At 70.1% G+C, this 20,199-nt stretch carries 18 protein-coding genes; 11 read left to right on the plus strand and 7 right to left on the minus strand.

Annotation, left to right across the window (positions count from 1 at the left end; genetic code table 11):
- Window positions 1-80: 80 nt before the first annotated feature.
- Genes ACTOWY_RS15685 through ACTOWY_RS15695 form a run of 3 tightly spaced genes read left to right on the plus strand, consistent with a single transcriptional unit; the run spans window position 81 to window position 3,111 of the window.
- Window positions 81-1,373, plus strand: a complete 1,293-nt coding sequence (locus ACTOWY_RS15685; protein WP_441310342.1) for an ABC transporter substrate-binding protein — start codon at window positions 81-83, stop codon at window positions 1,371-1,373.
- Window positions 1,370-2,290: a carbohydrate ABC transporter permease gene (locus tag ACTOWY_RS15690; protein WP_441310343.1), complete on the plus strand. Its 921-nt coding sequence runs from the start codon at window positions 1,370-1,372 to the stop codon at window positions 2,288-2,290. The genes ACTOWY_RS15685 and ACTOWY_RS15690 overlap by 4 nt, the downstream gene beginning before the upstream one ends.
- The gene (locus tag ACTOWY_RS15695; RefSeq protein ID WP_441310344.1) at window positions 2,290-3,111 is read left to right on the plus strand and encodes a carbohydrate ABC transporter permease; all 822 of its coding nucleotides are present in this window, start codon (window positions 2,290-2,292) and stop codon (window positions 3,109-3,111) included. Before ACTOWY_RS15690 ends, ACTOWY_RS15695 begins: the two co-directional genes overlap by 1 nt.
- On the opposite strand, the gene ACTOWY_RS15700 is transcribed toward ACTOWY_RS15695, so the two are convergent.
- Together ACTOWY_RS15700 and ACTOWY_RS15705 are read right to left on the minus strand one after the other, a co-directional pair.
- Window positions 3,101-3,844, minus strand: a complete 744-nt coding sequence (locus ACTOWY_RS15700; RefSeq protein WP_441310345.1) for an ABC transporter permease — start codon at window positions 3,842-3,844, stop codon at window positions 3,101-3,103. The two genes, ACTOWY_RS15695 and ACTOWY_RS15700, sit on opposite strands and share 11 nt — an antisense overlap.
- The gene (locus ACTOWY_RS15705) at window positions 3,841-4,497 is read right to left on the minus strand and encodes an ATP-binding cassette domain-containing protein (protein ID WP_441310346.1); all 657 of its coding nucleotides are present in this window, start codon (window positions 4,495-4,497) and stop codon (window positions 3,841-3,843) included. Before ACTOWY_RS15705 ends, ACTOWY_RS15700 begins: the two co-directional genes overlap by 4 nt.
- Before the next feature lie 56 nt (window positions 4,498-4,553).
- Between ACTOWY_RS15705 and ACTOWY_RS15710 the strand changes: the two genes are divergently transcribed.
- Window positions 4,554-7,658: a BTAD domain-containing putative transcriptional regulator gene (locus ACTOWY_RS15710; RefSeq protein WP_441310347.1), complete on the plus strand. Its 3,105-nt coding sequence runs from the start codon at window positions 4,554-4,556 to the stop codon at window positions 7,656-7,658.
- Between the two features lie 153 nt (window positions 7,659-7,811).
- Window positions 7,812-8,294, plus strand: a complete 483-nt coding sequence (locus tag ACTOWY_RS15715; RefSeq protein ID WP_441310348.1) for a DUF11 domain-containing protein — start codon at window positions 7,812-7,814, stop codon at window positions 8,292-8,294.
- Window positions 8,295-8,569: 275 nt separating this feature from the next.
- On the opposite strand, the gene ACTOWY_RS15720 is transcribed toward ACTOWY_RS15715, so the two are convergent.
- Window positions 8,570-11,869 (minus strand): GH92 family glycosyl hydrolase, encoded by a 3,300-nt coding sequence (locus tag ACTOWY_RS15720; protein WP_441310349.1) that lies wholly within the window; start codon window positions 11,867-11,869, stop codon window positions 8,570-8,572.
- Between the two features lie 279 nt (window positions 11,870-12,148).
- Between ACTOWY_RS15720 and ACTOWY_RS15725 the strand changes: the two genes are divergently transcribed.
- Genes ACTOWY_RS15725 through ACTOWY_RS15745 form a run of 5 tightly spaced genes read left to right on the plus strand, consistent with a single transcriptional unit; the run spans window position 12,149 to window position 16,994 of the window.
- Window positions 12,149-13,135 carry a LacI family DNA-binding transcriptional regulator gene (locus ACTOWY_RS15725; protein WP_441310476.1) on the plus strand — a complete coding sequence of 329 codons (987 nt, stop codon included), beginning with the start codon at window positions 12,149-12,151 and terminating at the stop codon, window positions 13,133-13,135.
- Window positions 13,132-14,163, plus strand: coding sequence for a class I mannose-6-phosphate isomerase (locus tag ACTOWY_RS15730; RefSeq protein WP_441310477.1), 1,032 nt, complete (start codon window positions 13,132-13,134; stop codon window positions 14,161-14,163). Before ACTOWY_RS15725 ends, ACTOWY_RS15730 begins: the two co-directional genes overlap by 4 nt.
- The gene (locus ACTOWY_RS15735) at window positions 14,160-14,921 is read left to right on the plus strand and encodes an ATP-binding cassette domain-containing protein (RefSeq protein WP_441310350.1); all 762 of its coding nucleotides are present in this window, start codon (window positions 14,160-14,162) and stop codon (window positions 14,919-14,921) included. The genes ACTOWY_RS15730 and ACTOWY_RS15735 overlap by 4 nt, the downstream gene beginning before the upstream one ends.
- Window positions 14,918-15,967, plus strand: a complete 1,050-nt coding sequence (locus ACTOWY_RS15740) for an ABC transporter permease (protein ID WP_441310351.1) — start codon at window positions 14,918-14,920, stop codon at window positions 15,965-15,967. Before ACTOWY_RS15735 ends, ACTOWY_RS15740 begins: the two co-directional genes overlap by 4 nt.
- 40 nt (window positions 15,968-16,007) lie before the next feature.
- A complete protein-coding gene (locus tag ACTOWY_RS15745; protein ID WP_441310352.1) occupies window positions 16,008-16,994 on the plus strand; it encodes an ABC transporter substrate-binding protein in 987 nt (328 codons plus the stop codon).
- Between the two features lie 250 nt (window positions 16,995-17,244).
- On the opposite strand, the gene ACTOWY_RS15750 is transcribed toward ACTOWY_RS15745, so the two are convergent.
- Both ACTOWY_RS15750 and ACTOWY_RS15755 read right to left on the minus strand, forming a co-directional pair.
- Window positions 17,245-17,484: a hypothetical protein gene (locus ACTOWY_RS15750; protein ID WP_441310353.1), complete on the minus strand. Its 240-nt coding sequence runs from the start codon at window positions 17,482-17,484 to the stop codon at window positions 17,245-17,247.
- A 140-nt stretch (window positions 17,485-17,624) separates the two neighbouring features.
- Complete coding sequence (locus tag ACTOWY_RS15755) at window positions 17,625-18,197, minus strand: hypothetical protein (protein WP_441310354.1); 573 nt, start codon at window positions 18,195-18,197, stop codon at window positions 17,625-17,627.
- A gap of 237 nt (window positions 18,198-18,434) precedes the next feature.
- Between ACTOWY_RS15755 and ACTOWY_RS15760 the strand changes: the two genes are divergently transcribed.
- The gene (locus ACTOWY_RS15760; protein WP_441310355.1) at window positions 18,435-19,595 is read left to right on the plus strand and encodes a low temperature requirement protein A; all 1,161 of its coding nucleotides are present in this window, start codon (window positions 18,435-18,437) and stop codon (window positions 19,593-19,595) included.
- On the opposite strand, the gene ACTOWY_RS15765 is transcribed toward ACTOWY_RS15760, so the two are convergent.
- Entirely contained in the window at window positions 19,580-19,867 is a 288-nt protein-coding gene (locus ACTOWY_RS15765) for a type II toxin-antitoxin system RelE family toxin (protein WP_441310356.1), read from the minus strand. The genes ACTOWY_RS15760 and ACTOWY_RS15765 overlap by 16 nt on opposite strands.
- On the minus strand, window positions 19,864-20,184 hold the full coding sequence (locus tag ACTOWY_RS15770) for a hypothetical protein (RefSeq protein ID WP_441310357.1): 321 nt from the start codon (window positions 20,182-20,184) through the stop codon (window positions 19,864-19,866). Before ACTOWY_RS15770 ends, ACTOWY_RS15765 begins: the two co-directional genes overlap by 4 nt.
- Between the last annotated feature and the right edge of the window lie 15 nt (window positions 20,185-20,199).

Raw genomic sequence — 20,199 nt, forward strand, 5'->3', positions numbered from 1 at the left:
CCTGGACAGCGGCTTGGGGGCTCGGCTACGTTCGCCGGACTCAGCCAGTGTTGACAACGTTGACACGTCTCGGGGGTGGCATGCGCAGACCACGATCCGCCGTGTTCGGGCTGGTGGCCCTGACCCTGTTGACCTCGGTGCTCACCGGGTGTGGCACGGGCGGCGGGATCACCTTGCGGGTGATCCAGAGTCTGACCAGTCCGGAGCGGACCGCGTTGCTGCGGGACATGATCACCGCGTTCGAGGCGGCCAACCCGGAGATCGACGTGCGGCTGATCTCGCCGCCGTTGCAGAGCGCGGACCAGAAGATCGCTCAGGTGCTCAGCGCCAAGAACGACGTGGACCTGGTGGAGGTGCGGGATTACACGGTCAAGCAGTTCGTCAACAACCAGAGCCTGCTCGACCTCTCCCCCTACGTGGCGAACTGGCCGGGCTGGCAGGAGCTGACCCCGCTGGCGCGGCAGAAGGCGGCCTCGGTCGGCGGCAAGCCCTACCTGGTGCCGTACGGGTTCTTCCAGAACACCCTGTTCGCCCGGACCGACCGGCTCAGCGAGGCCGGGATCAAGCCGCCCACGACCTGGCCGGAGCTGATCGAGGCGGCGGCGCAGCTGACCGAACCCGGCAAGAACCGGTTCGGGTACTCCTTCCGCGGTGGCGCGGGCACCTTCCACTACGCGGTCTCGATCATCTCCGCCTATGCCGGGCCGCAGGTGGATCCGGCGCAGGGGTTCTGGCGCAAGGACGGCAGCACGATCTTCGCCGCGCCCGAGGCGGTGACCGCGATGGAGGCGTTCCTGCGGTTGTTCAAGACCGGGTCGCCGCCGGGGTCGCTGGCCTGGAGCTATCCGGAAATGGTGCAGGGCTTCACCTCCGGGGTGACCTCGTTGCTCATCCAGGACCCCGAGGTGATCAAGACGACCGAGCGGGCCACCGGGTTGCCCAAGGGATCCTGGACCACGCTGCCGATTCCCAAGGGCCCCACCGGACTCGCCTTGCAGCCCACCGGGTACGCGGGCTGGGGCGTCACCTCGTTCAGCCGCAACCGGGACGCGGCGGTGAAGTTGCTGGCCTTCCTCAGCTCGGCCGAACAGGGGCTGCGCTGGGCCAAGGAGCACTCGCTGATCCCGGTGCACACCGCGGCGGCCCAGGATCCGCAGTTCTCCACCGGCGCGTTCAAGGCCTACCTGGACATGGCCAATGATCCGGCGCAGGTCGTGGTGGAGCGGCCGATCCAGTACCCGGGCTGGGGGCGCTGGCAGAAGCAGGCCGATATCGACGTGCAGTCCTTGCTGGTCGGGGAGAAGACGGTGGCCGAGGTACTCGGGTCCTGGGACAAATTCTGGGCCGAGCAGAAGAAGGCCGGTGGCGCATGAGCACCGACACCGCGCCGCGCCCGGCGTTCGTGCTGCGCCGCAACCGAGGGCTGTTCATCACCGCCTGCCTGGCGCCCGCGCTGCTGCTGGTCGGGGTGTTCACCTACTACCCGATGATCCGCGGCGGGGTCATCTCCTTCCAGAACTACACCCTGTTCGACCTCAGCGACACCGGCTTCATCGGCTGGGGCAACTTCGAGAAAGTCCTTGCCGAGCCAGGGTTCTGGACCGCATTGGCCAACACCGGCATCTGGGTGGCCTTCTCGCTGACCGGCCAGTTCGTGCTCGGTTTCGGGCTGGCGTTGTTGCTGCAGAAGGCTTTCCGCGGTCGCGGGCTCTACCAGGCGCTGGTGTTCTTCCCGTGGGCGATGTCCGGGTTCCTGATCGGGCTGATCTGGCGGTGGATGTTCAACGCCGAGTTCGGCGTGGTCAACGATCTGCTGCTGCGCATGGGGATCGTGGACGCGCCGATCGCCTTCCTGGCCAGTCCGGAGTGGGCGCAGACCGGGCAGATCATCGCCAACGTCTGGTACGGCGTCACGTTCTTCTCGATCATGATCCTGGCCGCGCTGCAATCGGTGCCGCAGGAGCTGCACGAGGCGGCCCGGCTGGACGGGGCCAGCTACGCGCAGGCGCTGTGGCGGGTGGTGATCCCGTTCATCCGCCCCACCCTGGTGCTGGTGGTGCTGCTGCGGGTGATCTGGATCCTGAACTTCCCGGACATCATCTACGCGATGACCGACGGCGGCCCGGCGGGCAAGACGCACATCATCACCACCTACATGATCAACAAGATCATCGGCGCCCAGGATTACGGCCAGGCGTCCGCGGTCGGGCTGATCGTGCTGGTGCTGCTGTTCGCGTTCACGGTCTTCTACCTGGCCGCGACCAGGCTGGAAAAGAGCAGGGACTTCTGATGCGCGCAGCCGCCTTCGCCCGTTTCGCCGTGCTCGGCCTGTGGCTGGTCGTGACCGTGTTCCCGCTGTACTGGATCGTGGTCACCTCGCTGAAACCGCAGGGCGACATCTTCCGGCTGCCGCTGGAGTACCTGCCGGGCTCGCCGACGCTGGCCAACTACGAGCGGCTGTTCGGCTTCGCCAGCTTCGGCACCTACATCGGCAACAGCCTGCTGGTGTCGCTGGCAGCCGCGGCGGTGGTGCTGCTGATCGGGCTGCTCGCCGGGTACGTGCTGGCCCGGTTCTCCTTCCGCGGCCGCGGCCAGGTGATGCTGGCCTTCCTGGTGACCCAGATGATCCCGCTGTTCATCGCGCTCGGCCCGCTCTACCTGCTGCTGAACTCCCTGGACCTGCTCAACCGGTTGCCGGGTCTGGTGCTGGTGTACGTGGCGATGCTGATCCCGTTCTGCACCATCATGTTGCGCGGGTTCTTCGAGCGGATCCCGGTGGCCATCGAGGAAGCGGCCATGATCGACGGCTGCGGGCGGTTGCAGGCGCTGTTCCGGGTGGTGGTGCCGGTGATGCTGCCGGGCATCGCGGCCACCTTCGTCTTCGCCTTCATCCAGTGCTGGAACGAGCTGTTCCTGGCGATCATGTTCATCGACGACGAGGAGGCCAAGACCATCCCGGTGGCGATGAACTCCTTCATCACCCAGTACGACATCGACTGGGGTTCGATGTCGGCGGCCACCGTGGTCTCGCTGGTGCCCTCGATGATCCTGTTCGCCTTCGCCCAGCGCTACATCGTGGAGGGGCTCTCCGGCGGCGCGGTCAAGGGCTGAGCACCCGCTCCCGGCGCGCGCACAGCCACAGTCCGGCGGCGCCGAGCACGGCGGCGACACCGAGCAGTCCCGGCAACGGCCACCACAGGCCCGCCGGGTCCGCCTCGGACAGCGCGGCGAGCAGGCCGTTGCGCTGCTGGCGCATCGGCAGCAGCGCGGCCAGGGCGTGCACCCAGGGCGGGGCCTCGGTGATGAAGGCGCCGCTGGCCACGCCCATCGGGATCAGGATCAGCATGGTGACCGCGGCCGCCCGATCGGCCGAGGCGGTCAGCGCGCCCACCAGCAGGCCCAGTGCGGCGAAGGCCAGCGTGCCGACAAGCAGGTACAGCGGCAGTGGCCACCAGCGCACCGGCCGCAGGCCCAGTGCGATCGCCACCGCCAGGTGCACCGCGGCCTGCCAGGCGGTGTGCCCGCACAACGCGAGCAGCCGGGCCAGCAGCACCGGCCGCCAGCCTGCCGGACTGCGCCGGATCTGCCCGAGCAGGCCGGAACGACGCCAGCTGGCCAGGGCCACGGCCACCCCGAGCGAGCCGGAGCTGGCGATGGTCCAGCCGAGCAGGCCGGGCGCGCTGGCCCGCAGCGGACCGGGTCCGGCCGTGCTGAACAGCACGGCGAACGCGGTCAGGTAGGCCAGCGGGCCGAAGAAGGTGAAGAACAGCAGCACCCGGTTGCGCAGCAGATCGCGGGCGGCGGCCAGCACCAGCGGGCCGAGCACGGCGGGCGAAGCGCTCACGGCGCCGCCTCCCGGCCGCCCAGGTGGCGCAGCACGTCGGCCAGGGTCGCGCCGACGGCTTCCGGGGCGAGCAGGCGACGTTCCGCGTCCAGGGCCTCGACCAGGGTCTCCGGCCGGTCCACCGCGAGCAGGCGGCCGTGCCCGAGCAGCGCGACCCGGTCCGCGCGGGCGGCCGCGGCCGGGTCCTCGGTGGTGAACAGCACGGTCTGCGGCAGCGAATCCAGCAGCGGCCACAGCCCGGCCGGGTCGGCGTCCAGGACCAGCAGTCCCGGCTCGGTCACCAGGGCGCAGGCCAGGCCGAGGCGGCGGCGCTGAGCCGGATTCAGCCGGTCCTCGCGAATATTCGCGCACTCGGTCAGGCCCACCGCGGCCAGTAGGTCCGGTGCTGGGCGGCGGTGCAGGGCGGCGAAGGCGGTGAGCTGTTCCCGGCAGGTCAGTCGATCGAACAGGGCCGGTTCGGTGGCCACCAGGGCCGCGCCGCCCTCGATCCGGAGCACCCCGTGATCAGGCTCGCGGACACCGGTGAGCAGCTCGGCCAGCACTCGTCCTGAGCTGCCGTAGACGGCGAAGCGCTCGCCGCGGGCGAGGGTCAGGGACACGCCGAGGAGCGCGCGGCCCAGGGCAAGGTCCTCGATGACGATCTCGGCGGCCACCGTGCAGAAGCTAGCCGAACGTGGCGTGTGCCGGGGCGGGATGAAACATTGATCCGGTGCGGTTCGGCGTGCTCGGCTCGGTGGAGGCATGGCGGGACGGGACGGCGTTGCCGCCCGGTCCGCCTCGTCGTCGTGCCCTGCTCGGCATGCTGCTGGTCGAGGCCGGCCGGGTGGTGCCGGTGGACCGGCTGGTCCGGGCGCTGTGGGACAACGCGCCACCGGCCTCGGCCCGCAACGCGGTGCACGGGCTGATCGCCGCGCTGCGCAAGCTGCTGGCAGGCGAACCCGGGGTCGAACTGCTCACCCGGCCGACCGGCTACCAGCTCGTGGTCGACCCGCAGGCGGTGGACCTGCACCGCTTCCGGGCCCTGGTCGCCGAGGCCGGGCGGGCCGGGCAGACCGACGAGCAGGCCGCCGCGCTGCTGCACGACGCGCTGACCCTGTGGCGGGGCGCGCCACTGGCCGACCTGCGTTTCGACTGGGTGCGCCAGGACCTGGCGCCGCTGCTGGAACGCGAGCTGCTGGACGCGCTGGAACAACGGCTGGAACTGGATCTGCGGCTGGGCGCGCACCACGAACTCGTCGGCGAGCTGACCTCGCTGACCAAGGATCACCCGACCCGGCCGCGATTCTGGTACCAGCTCATGCTCGCGCTCTACCGGGCCGGGCGGCAGGCCGAGGCCCTGGAGACCTACCGGGCCGCGCACGTGCTGTTCCGGGCCGGTCTGGACGCCGAACTGCGCGCGCTGCACCACTCCATCCTCAGCGGCGCCCCGGCCCAGCCGGAACAGGTCATCGACACCCCGCGACCGGCCGGGGTGTGCCAGTTACCGCCGGGCGCCAACGGTTTTGTCGGCCGGGCGGAGCTGTTGACCCGGCTGGACACCCTGCTCGTACCAGGCCCACGGCCGGTGGTGGCGGCGCTGGCCGGGCCGCCGGGGGTGGGCAAGACCACGGTGGCGGTGCAGTGGGCGCACGGCGCGCGTGGCCGGTTCCCGGACGGGCAGCTGTATGTGAACCTGCGCGGCTACGCGACCAGTCCGCCGATGCCGCCGACCGAGGCGCTGGCCCGGCTGCTGCGCGCGCTGGGTGTGCGGCCGGACCACGTGCCCGCGGCGCTGGCCGAGCAGATCGCGCTGTACCGCAAGGCGTTGTCCGGCAAGCGGGTGCTGGTGGTGCTGGACAACACCGCCGGCGCGGCCGAGGTGCGGCCGCTGCTGCCGGACACCCCTGGCAGCGCGGCCCTGATCACCAGCCGGGACAGCTTGCGTGCGCTGGAAGCGCCCACGCTGACCGTGGACGTGCTGCCGGCGGCGGACGCGGTCGCGCTGCTCGGCGACGTGCTCGGCGCGGACCTGGTGCACAAGGAACCCGGCGCCGCGCTGGAGCTGGCCGCGCTGTGCGCCCGGCTGCCGCTGGCGCTGCGCATCGCCGGGGCCAACTTCGCCGGCAGGCCGCACCGCGACCTGACCCGGTACGTCACCGATCTGCGCGCGGGCAACCGGCTGGACGCGCTGTCGGTGGACGGGGACAGCGAGGCGGCCGTGCACGCCGCCTTCGACCTGTCCTACGCCATGCTGGACCCGTTGGCGCAGCGGCTGTTCCGGCTGCTCGGCCTGCTGCCCGGCCCGGACTTCGGGCTGCCGCTGGCCGCCGCGGTCGCGGACCTGACCGAGCCGGAGACGAGCACCCTGCTGGACCGGCTGACCGCGGCGAACCTGGTGCAGGAACCGGGTTCCGGCCGGTTCCAGTGCCACGACCTGTTGCGCGAGTACGCCTGCGCCCGCGCCGAGGACACCGAGTCCCCGGCCGAACTGCACGCCGCGCTGCGCCGGGCCTATGAGTTCCTCACCCGCACCGCCGCCTCCGCCGAACCCTCCATTGTGGACGGTGAACGGCCGTCCCTGGTGGCCGCGGCGAGCACCGCGGCCGAACGTGGACTGCCCGACTACGCCTGGCGGATCGCGGACGCGCTGCACGGCTACTTCGGCGCGCGGGGCTGCGGCGCGGAGGCGGTGGCCACCGCGGAGGCCGGGCTGGCCGCGGCGATGGCGGTGCACGACCGGCCCGCGCAGGCCAGGATGCACGCGCTGCTCGGGCAGTTCCAGACCAGGCTGGGCGGTCTGCGGGAAGCCGCGGTGCACCAGCGGCGGGCGGTGGAGCTGTACCGCTCACTGGGTGATCCGCTGGGTCAGGCGGTCGCGCTGGACGGGCTGGGCCTGGCGCACGGGCGGCTCGGGCAGCCGCAGACCGCGGCCGAGCATCACGCGAAATCCCTTGCCCTGTACCGGGAAGCCGGGAACCGGACGGGCGAGTCGAGTGCGCTGAACAACCTGGGCGCGGTGCACCAGCAGCTGGGCCGCTTCGCCGAGGCGATCCAGTTCCACCAGCAGGCGGTGGAACTGGGCAACGCCGACGGCAGGCTGTACCTGGGCGTCGCGCTGTTCTCCGTCGGCCGCACCAGGACGGCGCTGACCGAGCTGGAGCTGGCGCTGGCCGGATACCAGGACGGCGGGAACCGGGTGGGCGAGGCCGCGGTGCTCAGCTGCCTGGCCGCGACGCACCGGGACCGGGACGAGCTGGCCGAGTGCGAGCAGGTGGCCGCGGCCGCGGTGGCACTGGCCAGGGAACTGGGCGACCGGCGGATCGAGGCCAACGGGCTGAACATCCTGGCCGCGCTGCATCGCAGGCGCGGCACCCTCGCGGTGGCCACCGGCTACTTCCAGCTGGCCATCCGGATCGCCGAGGAGATGGGTTTCCGGGCGGGCCGGGTGCACGCGGTGACCAACCTGGCCGGCATCGCCCGCGAGGAAGGCAGGCACACCGAGGCCCTGTCCCAGGCCGAGGACGCGCTGACCGAGGTGCGTGCGGGCGGCCTGCGGTTCATGGAGACCCCGGTGCTCACCGAGTTGGCGCACATCAAGCTCGGCCTCGGCGAGGTCACCGCCGCGGCCGGGCTGGCCACCGCGGCGGTCGAGTTGAGCAGGCAGACCGGACAGCTGTTGTTCCTGGGCACCGCGCTGGCCGTGCGCGGCCTGGCGCACACCGGGCTGGGCGAGGCGGGCGCTGCGGCCGAATGCTGGCGGGAGGCCATCGAGGTGCTGCGCGAATGCGAGGCATCCGCCGAGGTCAGGTGGGTTGCCGAGCTGTTGGCGGGCTAGCCGGACAGGTCCGCGCGCAGCACCGTACGACCACCGGATGGACGCTTGTGACCGGCCGCACCTGCAAGCAGAGTGAACACGTCCAACCACCGAGCGTTATCAACGCTCGCCGCGGTCCGGCGCGGTCACCCACCATCGAACCCAAGGGATGTCATGCGTTTTTCCTTGCCCACCAAGGCTGTCGGCTGCGCGATGGCGCTGGCCGCGGTGTTCGCCCCCGCCGCCCAGGCCGCCCCCGCCGCAGGCCCGGACATCAAGGTCGAGCTGTCGACGAACCCGATCCTGGGCGTCCTCATCCCGGCCATCGAGTACACCGTCAAGGCCAGCAACCTCGGCCCCGGCACCGCGACCGGCGTCGTGATCAAGGCCCAGCTGCCCGCGGGCACCACCGCGATCGCCCCGTCCCCGGAGTGCACGGTGGCAGGCACCGTGGTCACCTGCGGCGGCGGCAACCTGGCCGCGGGCGCCTCGGATCAGATCACCTTCCGGGTGCCGCTGAGCCTGCTCACCATCGGAATCGGCAAGAAGGTCACGGCCACCCTGCACTCCTCCACCCCGGCAGACCCCAACCCGGCCAACAACACGGCTTCGAGGACCTGCACCGTGGTGACGCCACTGCTGGTCCTGTGTGGCTAGAGAACACAACAGGGCGACCAGAAAAGGCGTGGCGCGCTGGTTTAGACCTGCGGGCCGGGCCGATCCCGCCGCCATAGTTGACCGGCCCGGCCCGCAGCTTGTGGCTGCTACGGGCGTCTATGCCCCTGGCCGCGCCTCCGCAGCAGGTATAGGGAAGAAACTAGTCAACAGATTCAGGTCTTGTTAGGGCTCTTCGTAGGTTGACATCAGGGGGCTGGGCGGACTCAGTTCCAGCCCCCTGATGCCTGCGCTTCATCCTTAGTTCACCTTGCGAATTACCCGGCGGTGACAGTGAAAACGTGCAGCAGACCGCCCTGCGCGGAGTTCGGCAGGGTGACGCTCACCAGTTGTTTCCCGGCTGCCAGTGGGATCGGCGCGGTGGCGAACAGGTGCACGGTCAGCTGTTGCGGGCCGTCGTTCTTGTTGCGGTAGGACATGGTGGCCGCGACGCGGTTGCCGAACTCGATCGCGGAGGCGTTCACCGCCCAGTCGTTGAAGGCGATCTCAGCCCGCTCAGTCGTCCCGTCGGCGTAGTTGAGCGAGAGCGTGCCCACGGACTTTCCGTTGGTGGCACTGCCCAGCACCGACAACCTGGTCGCGCCGGCCGGTGCGGCGATCTTCACCGTCTGCCCGGCCATGGTGGCGTTGTCCGGCTCTCCCTTGGGAATATCCGGCCACCGGTGTGCCAGACCGTCCACTGTGACCGTTCCACCTGGACGGACGCCCGCTCCGGCGAGGGCGTTGCGGGAGTAGCTCCAGCCGCCGCCGTCGTAGTTGGCCGCGGCCGGATCGTCGTCCGGGGACACGCCCGCGTTGTTGTAGGCCGCGCGCAGACTGTTCGGTTCGGCGATGAGCACCTGCAACGCGCCGGGTGACATGTTCATCCCGCCCGCTCCGGTGAAGGTGACCGGAATCCGTTGCGCCCCTTCGGGTGTGCCCGCGGCGACGGCGACCGTGACGGTGGCCCCCGCCTTGCCGCCGGGGGGCACGGTCAGTTCGCCGCTGGCCGGGGTGACGGTCAGTCCGGCTGGCGCCTGGGTGGCCCAGCGGACCTTGGTGCCCTTGCCGGAGAAGTCCTGCGCGCCGATCACCGCCGCGCCGGATCCACCGGCGGGCAGCACCAGGCGGCCGGGTTCGACCGAGCCGCGAGCACCGGTCTCACCCTCCCGGAAGGACGGTGGCGCGTTCTCCGGTTTGCTGCCCCAGCTCAGGTTCGGCGTGTCCTGCAAGGCGAATTCCACCGTGCCGCCGCGTTCGGCGAAGGATTCGGGCAGCCAGGTGTTGTTGATCGCCCGGCCGTTCACCTTGACCCCGCTGACGTACTGGTTCTTCGCCGCGGCACCAGGTGCCTTGATGGTCCAGGTGGAACCGCCCGGCCGGGTCACGGTGATCTCCGGGAACAGCGGGCTGTTGAGCACCAGTTCGGCCCGGCCGGGGATGACCGGGTACATGCCCATGGCCGCCCAGACGTACCAGGAGGACATCTGGCCGAGGTCGTCGTTGCCCATCAACCCGTTGGCCCCTGAGCCGAACAGGTCGTTCACCGCGCGCCGGGTGACCTCCTGGGTGCGGTGCGGGGCGCCGGCGAAGTTGTACAGCCAGGGCGCGTGCATGATCGGCTCGTTGCCCAGGAAGGCATACGGCTCGTTGGGTCCGGCGTTGAGCTTGGTGAAGAAGTGGTCCAGGCGTTTCACCGTGGCCTCGTTGCCGCCCATCGCGGTGATCAGGCCCTGCGCGTTGTGCGGCACCATCCAGGTGTACTGGGCCGCGTTGCCCTCCACCCAGTTGTTGGACTCGCCGGGGTTGAAGGGTTCCAGGAAGGAGCCGTCCCGGTTGCGGGCCTGGATGTAGCCGGTGCCGGGGTTGAAGATGTTCTGCCAGTGCTGGGATCGCTTGCTGAAGGCGCTCCAGGTGGCGCCGTCACCGAGTCGCCGGGCCAGGTCGGCGATGGCGAAGTCGGCGCTGGCGTATTCCAGCGTGGTCGCGGGCGGGCCCCAGGTGTTGGGCGCGCCCAGCGGGATGTAGCCGAGCTTCTGGTAGTCCTCCAGGCCGGGGCGTTCCTCGTAGCCCTGGGTTTTCTGGGTGGCCCCGCGCAGCATCAGCAGCAGTGCCTTGCGCGCGTCGAAGTCCTTGGCGCCAAAGGCATAGGAGCTGGCGACCATGATGTGGTACGGATCGCCGACCATCACCCCGGTGTAGCTGTTGGCCACCGTCCAGCGGTCCCAGGACCCGCCCTGTTCGGCGAAGGCGATCATGGACCGGGAGATGTCGGAGGCTTCCGCGGGCGCGATCACCGACAGCAGCTGGATCTCCGAGCGGTAGACGTCCCAGCCGGAGAGGTTGGTGTAGATGGCATGTCCGGCCTCGGCCGAATGCACTCGTCCGTCGAAGCCGATGTATCTGCCGTCGGCGTCGGAGAAGACGTTGGGCTGCACCAGGGAGTGGAACAGCGCGGTGTAGAAGGTGGTGCGCTGCGCGTCGGTGCCGCCGCTGACCCGGATGGTGTTGAGCCGCTCGTTCCAGGCGGCCCTGGTCTCGGCGGCGATGTTCTCGAAGGACTTGCCGATGTTCTCCGCGAGGAGGTTGTTCTTGGCCCCGTCGAGGGAGACGAAGGACAGGCCGACCCGCATGTGCACGGTGTCGCCGTCGTAGGGGTCGAAGCTGACGAAGCCGCCGCTGCCTGGTCCGGAGACCACGGTGTCCTGGGTGCCCATGGCCCGCGGCGCGGATCGCTTGCCCTGGTCCGCGGTGGCCTTGGGCGCGTTCACCGCGGCCAGGTCGACCTTGGGCGCCGAGCCGCCGCGTTCCCGGGTCTGGCCGGTGTTGACCGAGCCGTTCTTCCAGGTCCCGACCGAGGCGAACGGGCGGTCGAACTGGACGTGGTAGTAGACCCGGTACTTGTTCTGCTGCTGACCGCAGAACCGGCCGCTGCTGGCCCAGCCGCTCACCGAATCCTTGCCGATGATCGTCTCGGCGTCGTCGGCCCCGGCGATCGAACCCGAGGAGTTGACCAGGATGGTGGACGGGCGGCCCTCGGGGAAGGTGACCTTGCCAAGGCCGGTGCGCTGGGTGGCGGTCAGTTCGACCTTGGCGCCGGAGTCCAGGCCGACCGAGTACGCGCCGGGGCTGGCCTTCTCGTTGGTGTGGGAGAAGGTCGAGACGTAGCGGCCGGGGTCGGTGGCCGGGGAGGTGGTGACCTCGCCGACGAAGGGCATGATCGGGATGTCCTGGTAGGTGGAGCAGCCCGCGCCGGAGAGGTGGGTCAGGCTGAAGCCCTTGATCCGGTTGTCGTCGTAGTAGTAGCCGCCATGCTGGTGGGTGACGGTGTCCGGGCTCCACTGCATCATGCCGAAGGGCGCGACCGCGCCGGGGAAGTTGTTGCCCGCCCCGCCCCCGGTGCCGTGGTCCGGCCCGCCCGGTTTGGTGCCGACGAACGGGTTCACCCACTGCGCGAGGTCCTCCACCGCGCGTGTCGCGGGCGCGGCGCCGGCCGGTAGGCCAGCCCCCGCCACCATCACGGCCACGCCGAGCAGGGCCGCGCAGGCTGTGCGCAGGCGCCGACTTCGTGCGGTCATCTCGTGATCGCCTCCTGATGGCACGGCCACGTCGCCAGGCCCACCTGACAACCTTGTCGGATGGCTCGACCCTGATCGACACCCTGCTGAGCGAGCGAGATCAACGTCAAGCGCCGATGGGTGGTTATCGGCGTCCACGCAGCCAACGGAACCGATTGAGATCCCGATCGGCGTAACGAGTCGGGCTGGAACCGTTGACAACCCCGGGCGCGAGCGTGTCCAATCCGGCGTCAAATGACAACGTTGTCCGAAGGAGCCCGCCGCGTGCGACGCGCCACCATGAGCGATGTGGCGCGGCTCGCGGGCGTGAGCATCAAAACGGTGTCCCGGGTCGTCAACGACGAGCCGGGAGTGCATCCGGCGACCGCCGAGCGCGTGCTCGCCGCGATCGACCAGCTCGGTTTCCGGCGCAACCTGTCCGCGCGCAACCTGCGCCGCGGCTCGTCCACCGGCACCCTCGGGCTGATCCTGGAAGACGTCGCCAACCCCTTCTACTCCCAGCTCACCCGGGCGGTGGAGGAGGTCGCGCGGTCACACGGCCGCCAGGTGCTGACCGGCTCCTCGGATGAGGACCCCGGCCGGGAACGCGAGCTGGCGCTGGAGTTCTGCGCCCGCCGGGTGGACGGCCTGCTAGTGGTGCCCGCCGGGATGCAGCACGGCTACCTGGTGCCGGAGATGCGGGCAGGCATGCCGGTGGTGTTCCTGGACCGGCCGGCAGGCGATGTCGTGGCGGACACGGTGCTGGTGGACAACATCGGCGGCGCGGCCGAGGCGGTGCGGCACCTGGCCGAGCAGGGCCACCGCCGGATCGCCTTCCTCGGCGACGCCCCGGACATCTTCACCGCGGCCGAACGGCTGCGCGGGTTCCGGGAGGGCTGCGCGCGGGCCGGTATGCAGTACCCGGAGGACCTGGTCGCGATGGGCCCGCACGACGAGCACAGCGTGGCAGGCGTGCTGCGCCGGTTGCTGGACGGCCGCAACCCGGCCACCGCGATCGTCTCCGGCAACAACCGGATCACCGTGCTGCTGCTGCGTGCCTTCGCCCAGCGCCCGGACCGCCCCGCCCTGGTGGGCTTCGACGACTTCGAGCTGGCCGATCTGCTCTCCCCGCCGGTGACGGTGGTGGCGCACGATGTCGCGCTGCTCGGGCGGGCCGCGGCCGAACTGCTGTTCGCCCGGCTCGACGGTGACAACTCACCTCCACGCCGGGTGGTTCTCCCGGCGCGGTTAGTCGCACGTGGATCAGGAGAGGTTGGGCGCGAATAGTGAAGCCCGTCCTGCTGGAGGCAAACCAGCCCGAACGGTTCTACCGTGGCGGCGCGGCCATCGCCGAGTTGCGCGGGGCCGTGAACGCCGCGGAGTGGGGGCCGGAGGACTGGGTCGCCTCCACCACCACGCTGTTCGGTCAGCACACCGCGGGGCTGGCCGCCCTGCCCGGTGGCGAGCTGCTGCGCTCGGCGATCGAGGCCGCTCCGGAGGCCTGGCTGGGCGCCGGGCACGTGGCCGAGTTCGGCGCGAACCCGGCGCTGCTGGTCAAGCTGCTGGACGCGGGACAGCGGCTGCCGGTGCACTGCCACCCCTCCGACTCCTTCGCGGCCAGCCACCTGGACTGCCGCTTCGGCAAGACCGAGGCGTGGGTGGTGGTGGGCACCACCGGCGCGAATCCCGTGGTGTACGTGGGTTTCCGGGAGGGTGTGGACGAGGCGACGGTGGCGGCCTGGGTGGCCAGCCAGGACACCTCGATCATGCTGCACGCGCTGAACGAGGTGCCGGTCAAGGCCGGGGACACCGTGTTCGTGCCCGCCGGGCTGCCGCACGCGATCGGCGCCGGGGTGTTCATCGTGGAGCTGCAACAACCCACTGACTTCTCGGTCCTGCTGGAGTGGACCGGATTCGCCGAGGAGGGTGACTCCTCGGTGCACCTCGGCCTCGGTTTCGAGGCCGCTCTCGGCTGTGTCGACCGGTCCGGCTGGGGCGCTGCGCGCCTGGACGGGCTGGTCCGGCACACCGCTGACCAGCGTGGTCCCTCGGTGGACCTGCTGGGCGAGCAGTCGCTGGAGTTCTTCCGCGCGGACCGCGTGCACACCGAGTCGCCGGTGGAGTTCGACCCCGGTTTCGCCGTGCTGGTCGCGCTGGAGGGCTCCGGCGGCCTGTCGACGCAAGCCGGTGGCTCGCTGGAGCTGGTCCGCGGCAACACCGTGGTCCTGCCGCACGCCGCCGGATCGTGCCGAGTGGACGGCGATCTGGTGCTGGTGCGCTGCCGTCCGCCGATCGTGGGAGGTTCTACGTCATGACCGCGCTGCTGGAAGCGCGCGACCTGGTCAAGCACTACGGCTCGGTGGAGGCCCTGCGCGGCACCTCCTTCGAGCTGCGGGCCGGCGAGGTCGTCTCGCTCATCGGCGACAACGGCGCCGGGAAGTCCACGCTGGTCAAATGCCTTTCCGGGGCGGAGCAGCCGGACTCAGGGCAGATCCTGCTCGATGGCAAGGTGGTCAGCCTGGACCGGCCGACCACCGCGCGCGAGCTGGGCATCGAGACCGTGTACCAGGACCTCGCGGTCGCCCCGGACCTGGATCCGGCGGCCAACCTGTTCCTCGGCCGGGAGCTGCGCCGTAGCGGGCTGCTCGGCAGGCTCGGCATGCTGGACAAGAAGGAGATGCGCCGCCAGGCGGCCACCCACTTCAGCCAGCTCGGGGTGTCCCTGCAGAGCCTGGACGTGCCGATCGGCTCGCTCTCGGGCGGGCAGCGGCAGAGCGTCGCGGTGGCCCGTTCGGTGGCCTGGGCCAGCAAGCTGGTGTTCATGGACGAGCCGACCGCCGCGCTCGGCGTGGTGCAGCGGGAACGGGTGCTCGACGTGATCCGCCGGGTCAGGGACAACGGCATCGCGGTGGTGCTGATCAGCCACAACATGCCCGAGGTGCTCAAGGTCTCGGACCGTATCGAGGTGCTGCGGCTGGGTCGCCGGGTGGCCCGGTTCGACGCGGCCCAGACCACGCTGGAGGAACTGGTCGGCGCCATGACCGGCGCGCTGACCCAGGAGGACGCGGCATGACCAACGACACCGCCAAGACCCCCGCGGACAGCGGCCAGTTCATCAACGAGGGCACCCGGCCGCTGGTCAAGCGGCTGGCCAGTGCGAACACGCTGTGGATCGGCCTGGTCCTGCTCGTGCTGCTGGTGGTCTTCAGCGCGCTGCGGCCGGACAGCTTCTTCACCCTGTTCAACTTCCAGCAGCTGTTCATCGAGGCCTCGGTGCTGCTGGTGCTCGCGGTCGGCATGACCTACGTGATCATCACCGCCGGCATCGACCTGTCCGTCGGTTCGGTGCTGGTCTTCGCGGGCGTGGTCGGCGCGCAGGTGATGGAGGCGATGAGCCCCGGTGGTGATGCCACCAACGCGGGCGTCGAGGTCATCCTGGCCGGCTTCCTGATCACCATCGTCGGCGGCGCGGCCTGGGGCCTGCTCAACGGGTTGCTCATCGCCAAGGCCAAGATCCCGGCGCTGATCGTCACGCTGGGCTCCTTCGGCGCGGCACTGGGCGCGGCCCAGCTGCTCACCGACGGCGTGGACGTGCGCACCGTGCCGACCCTGCTGCGGGACTGGCTGGGCTTCGGCGCCACCGGCATCGTGCCGAACCTGGTGATCGTCGCGGTGCTGGTCACCGCGGTCGGCGCCTGGTTGCTGGCCACCACCCGGTTCGGCCGGTACACCCTGGCCATCGGCTCCAACCCGGAGGCGGCCCGCCGCTCCGGGATCAAGGTGGACCGGCACCTGGTGCTGATCTACACCTACGTGGGCGCGCTGGCCGGGCTGGCTGGCTTCATGTCGCTGGCCTACTACGGCACGACCACGATCAGCGGGCACACCACGGAGAACCTCAACGCGATCGCCGCGGTGGTGCTGGGCGGCACCTCCCTGTTCGGCGGGGTCGGTTCGGTGATCGGCACGGTGATCGGGGTGTTCATCCCGACCGTGCTCAAGAAGGGCTTCCTGATCATCGACGTCCCGCAGTTCTGGCAGCCGGTGGCGATCGGCGCGGTGCTCGTCGCGGCGGTCTGGTTCGACCAGCTCCGTCGCCGGGCGCGAAACAGCAGGTAGAGAGACTCTCGGAGCACAACGAAGTGTGAAGGTGGGAAAAATGAACGCATCACGGACCGCGCTGACGATGGGGGCCGCGCTGGCTACCGTGCTCGCGCTCGCGGCCTGCGGCGGCGGCAAGATCGGGGAGACCCCCGGCGGCGCTGCGCCTGCCAACAACAAGAAGCTGGCGCTGCTGCCCGGAGTGAAGGGCGAGCCCTTCTACATCTCGATGGAGTGCGGCGCCAAGGAGGAGGCGGGCAAGCTCGGCTACGAGCTGAGCGTGCAGGCCCCGGAGAAGTTCGAGGCCGCGCTGCAGGTGCCGATCGTGAACAGCGTGCTGGCCGCCAAGCCCTCCGGCGTGCTGATCGCGCCGACCGACGACACCGCGCTGGGCACGCCGATGAAGCAGCTGACCAGCGCCGGGATCAAGGTCGTCGAGGTGGACACCAAGCTGAAGGACCGCTCCATCGCGGCCTCGGCGATCTCCTCCAACAACAAGCAGGGCGGTCAGCTGGCCGCGCAGACCCTGGCCAAGCTGATCGGCGAGAAGGGCTCGGTCCTGGTGATCAACACCAAGGCCGGCACCTCCACCACGGACGCCCGCGCCGCGGGCTTCGAGGAGGAGATCAAGAAGTACCCGAACATCAAGTACGTCGGCCAGAAGTACAGCGACAACGAGCCCTCGCAGGCCGCCAACATCGTCTCCGCCCAGGTCGCCGCCACCCCGGACCTGGCAGGCGTGTTCGCCACCAACCTCAACTCCGGCGAGGGCGCCGCGGCGGGCCTGCGTAACGCGAACAAGCGCGGCGAGGTCAAGCTGGTCGGCTTCGACGCCAGCCCGAAGCAGGTCGACGGCCTGCGCAACGGCGACGTCCAGGCCCTGATCGCGCAGGACCCGGCGGGCATCGGCCGCCAGGGCGTGCAGCAGGCGGTCAACGCGCTGGAGGGCAAGTCCACCACCAAGGAGATCGAGACCAACCTGGTCGCGATCACCAAGGACGACATGGACAGCAAGAAGGAGTACTTCTACCGCACGAGCTGTTGAGCTGTGTTGATTGGCGTGCTCCGCACGCTGGATTTTTCGCCCTAAGTCGCCTCGTCGTGGCCTCGCCGCACGCGAAGCAAGCTTCGGATGCGTCGGACGCACGACAAGGCAACGCGAAAAATCGGCACCCCGCCGCTGGTTAAAGGCCCGCCGTGTCGCTGCGCGCCACGCCTTTTCGCAACAAGTGGGCGGCTGGTCAAGGTGCGCGAGCCCGGGTGGGGCTTAACCCCTGCTCGGGCTCGCGTTCTTCTCAACCTCGCTTGGGTTCGCGTTCGTCCAGGTGTTGTTTCAGGGCTTCCGCGTCCAGCTTGGGGATCGGGAAGGTGCCGGTCGGGTAGTACGGGAGGGAGTCGACGTCCTCGCGCTCCCGCAGGTCCTCCACCGAGACCTGTCCCGGTCCGGTGCGCTCACCCGGCCAGAGTCGCAGCACCAGCACGGCCAGTGCGACACCCACCGGAAGGGCGAGCAGCACCCACCACACAGCGCTCATCGTTGTTGACTCCTGCTCGGATTCAAGTGGTCTTCGAACCCTCAAGATACCTCGGCCGAGCCCCTGGTCCGCGCCGTTATCCACAGGTCAGGACAACGCTCGCACCTGCGTAATCGGGCTGTCGCGCACGGTCACCCGGACTAGCGCACGCCGCGGTAGAGGTTGAGGCAGTAGCGGCGCAGGGCCAGTTCGACCGGCGGCAGCAGCTGCACGGAGTCGCCGAGCGGGAGGCGGTAGCCGTTGGCGATGCCGTGGCGGCCGTAGAGGTGTTCCATCTCCGGGTGGCGCTGGCGGAAGTTGGAGTCGCCGGGGTAGAGGTCCAGGCTGATCTTGCCGCGCTCGCCGCGGGTCAGTTCGACCGCGCCGAGTTCGGCCCAGCGCAGGGTGAACGGCGAACCGTGGTCCTCGTCCCAGCGCAGGCCGTGCGGGGAGATGCGCAGCCGCCGGTCGCGGGAGATCACCCGCCAGCACATGACCGCGATCAGGGACAGGCCGAGGAAGCCCGCGCCGAGCGCGCCGGTGGTCACCCGGAGCACGCCGCCCTCGCCGATCACGCCGAAGATCGCCAGCAGCATCACGGCCAGGCCGAGCACGCCCGCGACCACGGCGCCGACGAAGACCTTGCGCCGCGCCTTGGAGCTGAGGTCGAGCAGCACACCGGTGGACGCGGTGGGCACGCGCGGGCCGAGCGGGTTGCCGGAGTGCGTGTGCACGGGTGGGCGACCGCCGAAATTCGTTGCGGGATAAGGGTTCCGGGGAGGGGCCTTGGGGATTCGCACCGTCACGTTGTCCATCTGGGATACCCGCTGTTGCCCGCTCACCCCTCCAGCATAGGCCCGCGCGCGGGGTGCTCGGGGGTGACGCTGGTGGCTTTCGCACCCGACTTTCGTCGGTCCTCCGTCCTGGTGTCCACAGAGGACAATCGCGGGAAACTGCCGCAGAATCAGCGCATGCGACCCTGGTACCGGCCGATGGCCGCCCGCGACGCCACCGAAGCGCACCGCGCGGCCACCCCGCTGGAACTGTTGTTCGACCTGTGTTTCGTGGTCGCGGTGGCCGCCGCGGCAGCCGGACTGCACCACGGCCTGAGCGAGAACCACCTCGGCTCCGGCGTGCTCGGCTACGTGCTGGTGTTCTTCGCGATCTGGTGGGCCTGGATCAACTTCACCTGGTTCGCCTCCAGCTACGACACCGATGACGTCCCGTACCGGCTCACCGTGTTGGTCCAGATCGCCGGTGGTCTGGTGATGGCCGCGGGGGTGCCGCTGGCCTTCGAGCAGAACTTCACCGTGATCACCATCGGTTACCTGGTGATGCGGGTGGCCATGGTCCTCCAGTGGCTGCGCGCGGCCAGGGCCGATCCGCCGCGCCGGGCCTGCGCGCACCGGTTCGCGCTGGGCATCGCGCTGGTGCAGCTGGGCTGGGTGGGCAGGCTGTTCCTGCCCGAGTCGCTGTTCCTGCCCGGCTTCCTGCTGCTCGCGGTGCTGGAGATGCTGGTGCCGGTCTGGGCCGAGCGACGCGGCCCGACCCGCTGGCACCCGCACCACATCGCCGAGCGCTACGGCCTGTTCACGCTGATCGTGCTGGGTGAGTCGGTGCTGGCCGCGACCACCGCGATCCGGGCAGGCCTGTCCGCCCAGCAGCACATCCCGATCCTGATCTCACTGGCCGTGGCCGGGCTGGTGATCCTGTTCTCGCTGTGGTGGCTGTACTTCGACCAGCAGGCCCCCGCCGGCCTCGACCGGCTGAGCAAGGCCCTGACCTGGGGCTACGGCCACTACCTGATCTTCGCCTCGGCTGCGGCGGTCGGCGCTGGCCTGTCCGTGTCGGTGGACTACGACCTGCATCGCGCGCACCTGTCCACGGCCGCGGCCGGCTTCGCGACCACGGTGCCGGTGGCGGTGTTCCTGCTCAGCGTGTGGCTGCTGCACATCGGGCCGCGCAGCGGCGGTGCGCTCTCGATCGGGTTCCCGGTGACGGCGGTGCTGGTGCTGGGCTCGACGTACTCGGGCGCGCCGATCCACGTGACGGCCGGGTTGCTGGCGGTGCTGGTGGCGGTGACGGTGATCAGCCGCGGCCGCACTGCCGCAGCCGGTCACGGCGACCGGTAGGCGTCCCTGCGATGCCGGATGCTCTCCACGTTAACTCGACGCTGTTGTTCGTCGATGGTGTAGAGCCGTCGGTATTCCCGCATGACACGGGCGGAGTATTTGTCACCCAGGGGTGGGTTGAGCGGCTTGCCAACACGCTGTGGATTGTCGGCCAGAGGTCCGACGAGGAAGTCCATGACTCCCATCACGACGTCCATCGGCAGCTGTTCGGCAAGAGCACGCTTGGTCGATCGGTTGAGGTCGACCTCGTAGCGCAGGTGCTGATCGGTCACTGGTTCTCTCGGGCCTGTCGTTCAGCGACCAGGGCACGGATGGCGTCGATTCCGATCACTTCGGGCTCGCTGTCGCGCAGGTCCTGCATGGTCTCCCGGTCGGCGAGCACGGCGATGGTCTCGCGGAGACGATCCAGTTCGCCGGAGGGCACGACGTCGGCAACGTGTTCGCCGTGCGCGATGACGGCCACGGTTTCGCCGTGTTCGGCTCGGCGGACGGCATCCTCCCACCGGGCCGCCTGTTGCGCGGCATGCTGGGCGGCCTGCTGGTAGGTGTGCAGGTCGTCCGCGGAGACGCTGATTGGTTGCTCGCTCACTCGGCCTCCTTCCTG

The organism is Crossiella sp. CA198, from assembly GCF_052078295.1.
Classification (GTDB): Bacteria; Actinomycetota; Actinomycetes; order Mycobacteriales; family Pseudonocardiaceae; genus Crossiella.

Excerpts from the sequence above, each read along its gene's own strand:
- ACTOWY_RS15695 (WP_441310344.1), top strand. The coding sequence starts at position 2,290 with ATGCGCGCAGCCGCCTTCGCCCGTTTCGCCGTGCTCGGCCTGTGGCTG.
- ACTOWY_RS15690 (WP_441310343.1), top strand. The coding sequence starts at position 1,370 with ATGAGCACCGACACCGCGCCGCGCCCGGCGTTCGTGCTGCGCCGCAAC.
- ACTOWY_RS15750 (WP_441310353.1), bottom strand. The coding sequence starts at position 17,484 with ATGAGCGCTGTGTGGTGGGTGCTGCTCGCCCTTCCGGTGGGTGTCGCA.
- ACTOWY_RS15685 (WP_441310342.1), top strand. The coding sequence starts at position 81 with ATGCGCAGACCACGATCCGCCGTGTTCGGGCTGGTGGCCCTGACCCTG.
- ACTOWY_RS15720 (WP_441310349.1), bottom strand. The coding sequence starts at position 11,869 with ATGACCGCACGAAGTCGGCGCCTGCGCACAGCCTGCGCGGCCCTGCTC.
- ACTOWY_RS15725 (WP_441310476.1), top strand. The coding sequence starts at position 12,149 with ATGAGCGATGTGGCGCGGCTCGCGGGCGTGAGCATCAAAACGGTGTCC.
- ACTOWY_RS15745 (WP_441310352.1), top strand. The coding sequence starts at position 16,008 with ATGAACGCATCACGGACCGCGCTGACGATGGGGGCCGCGCTGGCTACC.
- ACTOWY_RS15740 (WP_441310351.1), top strand. The coding sequence starts at position 14,918 with ATGACCAACGACACCGCCAAGACCCCCGCGGACAGCGGCCAGTTCATC.
- ACTOWY_RS15735 (WP_441310350.1), top strand. The coding sequence starts at position 14,160 with ATGACCGCGCTGCTGGAAGCGCGCGACCTGGTCAAGCACTACGGCTCG.
- ACTOWY_RS15760 (WP_441310355.1), top strand. The coding sequence starts at position 18,435 with ATGCGACCCTGGTACCGGCCGATGGCCGCCCGCGACGCCACCGAAGCG.
- ACTOWY_RS15715 (WP_441310348.1), top strand. The coding sequence starts at position 7,812 with ATGCGTTTTTCCTTGCCCACCAAGGCTGTCGGCTGCGCGATGGCGCTG.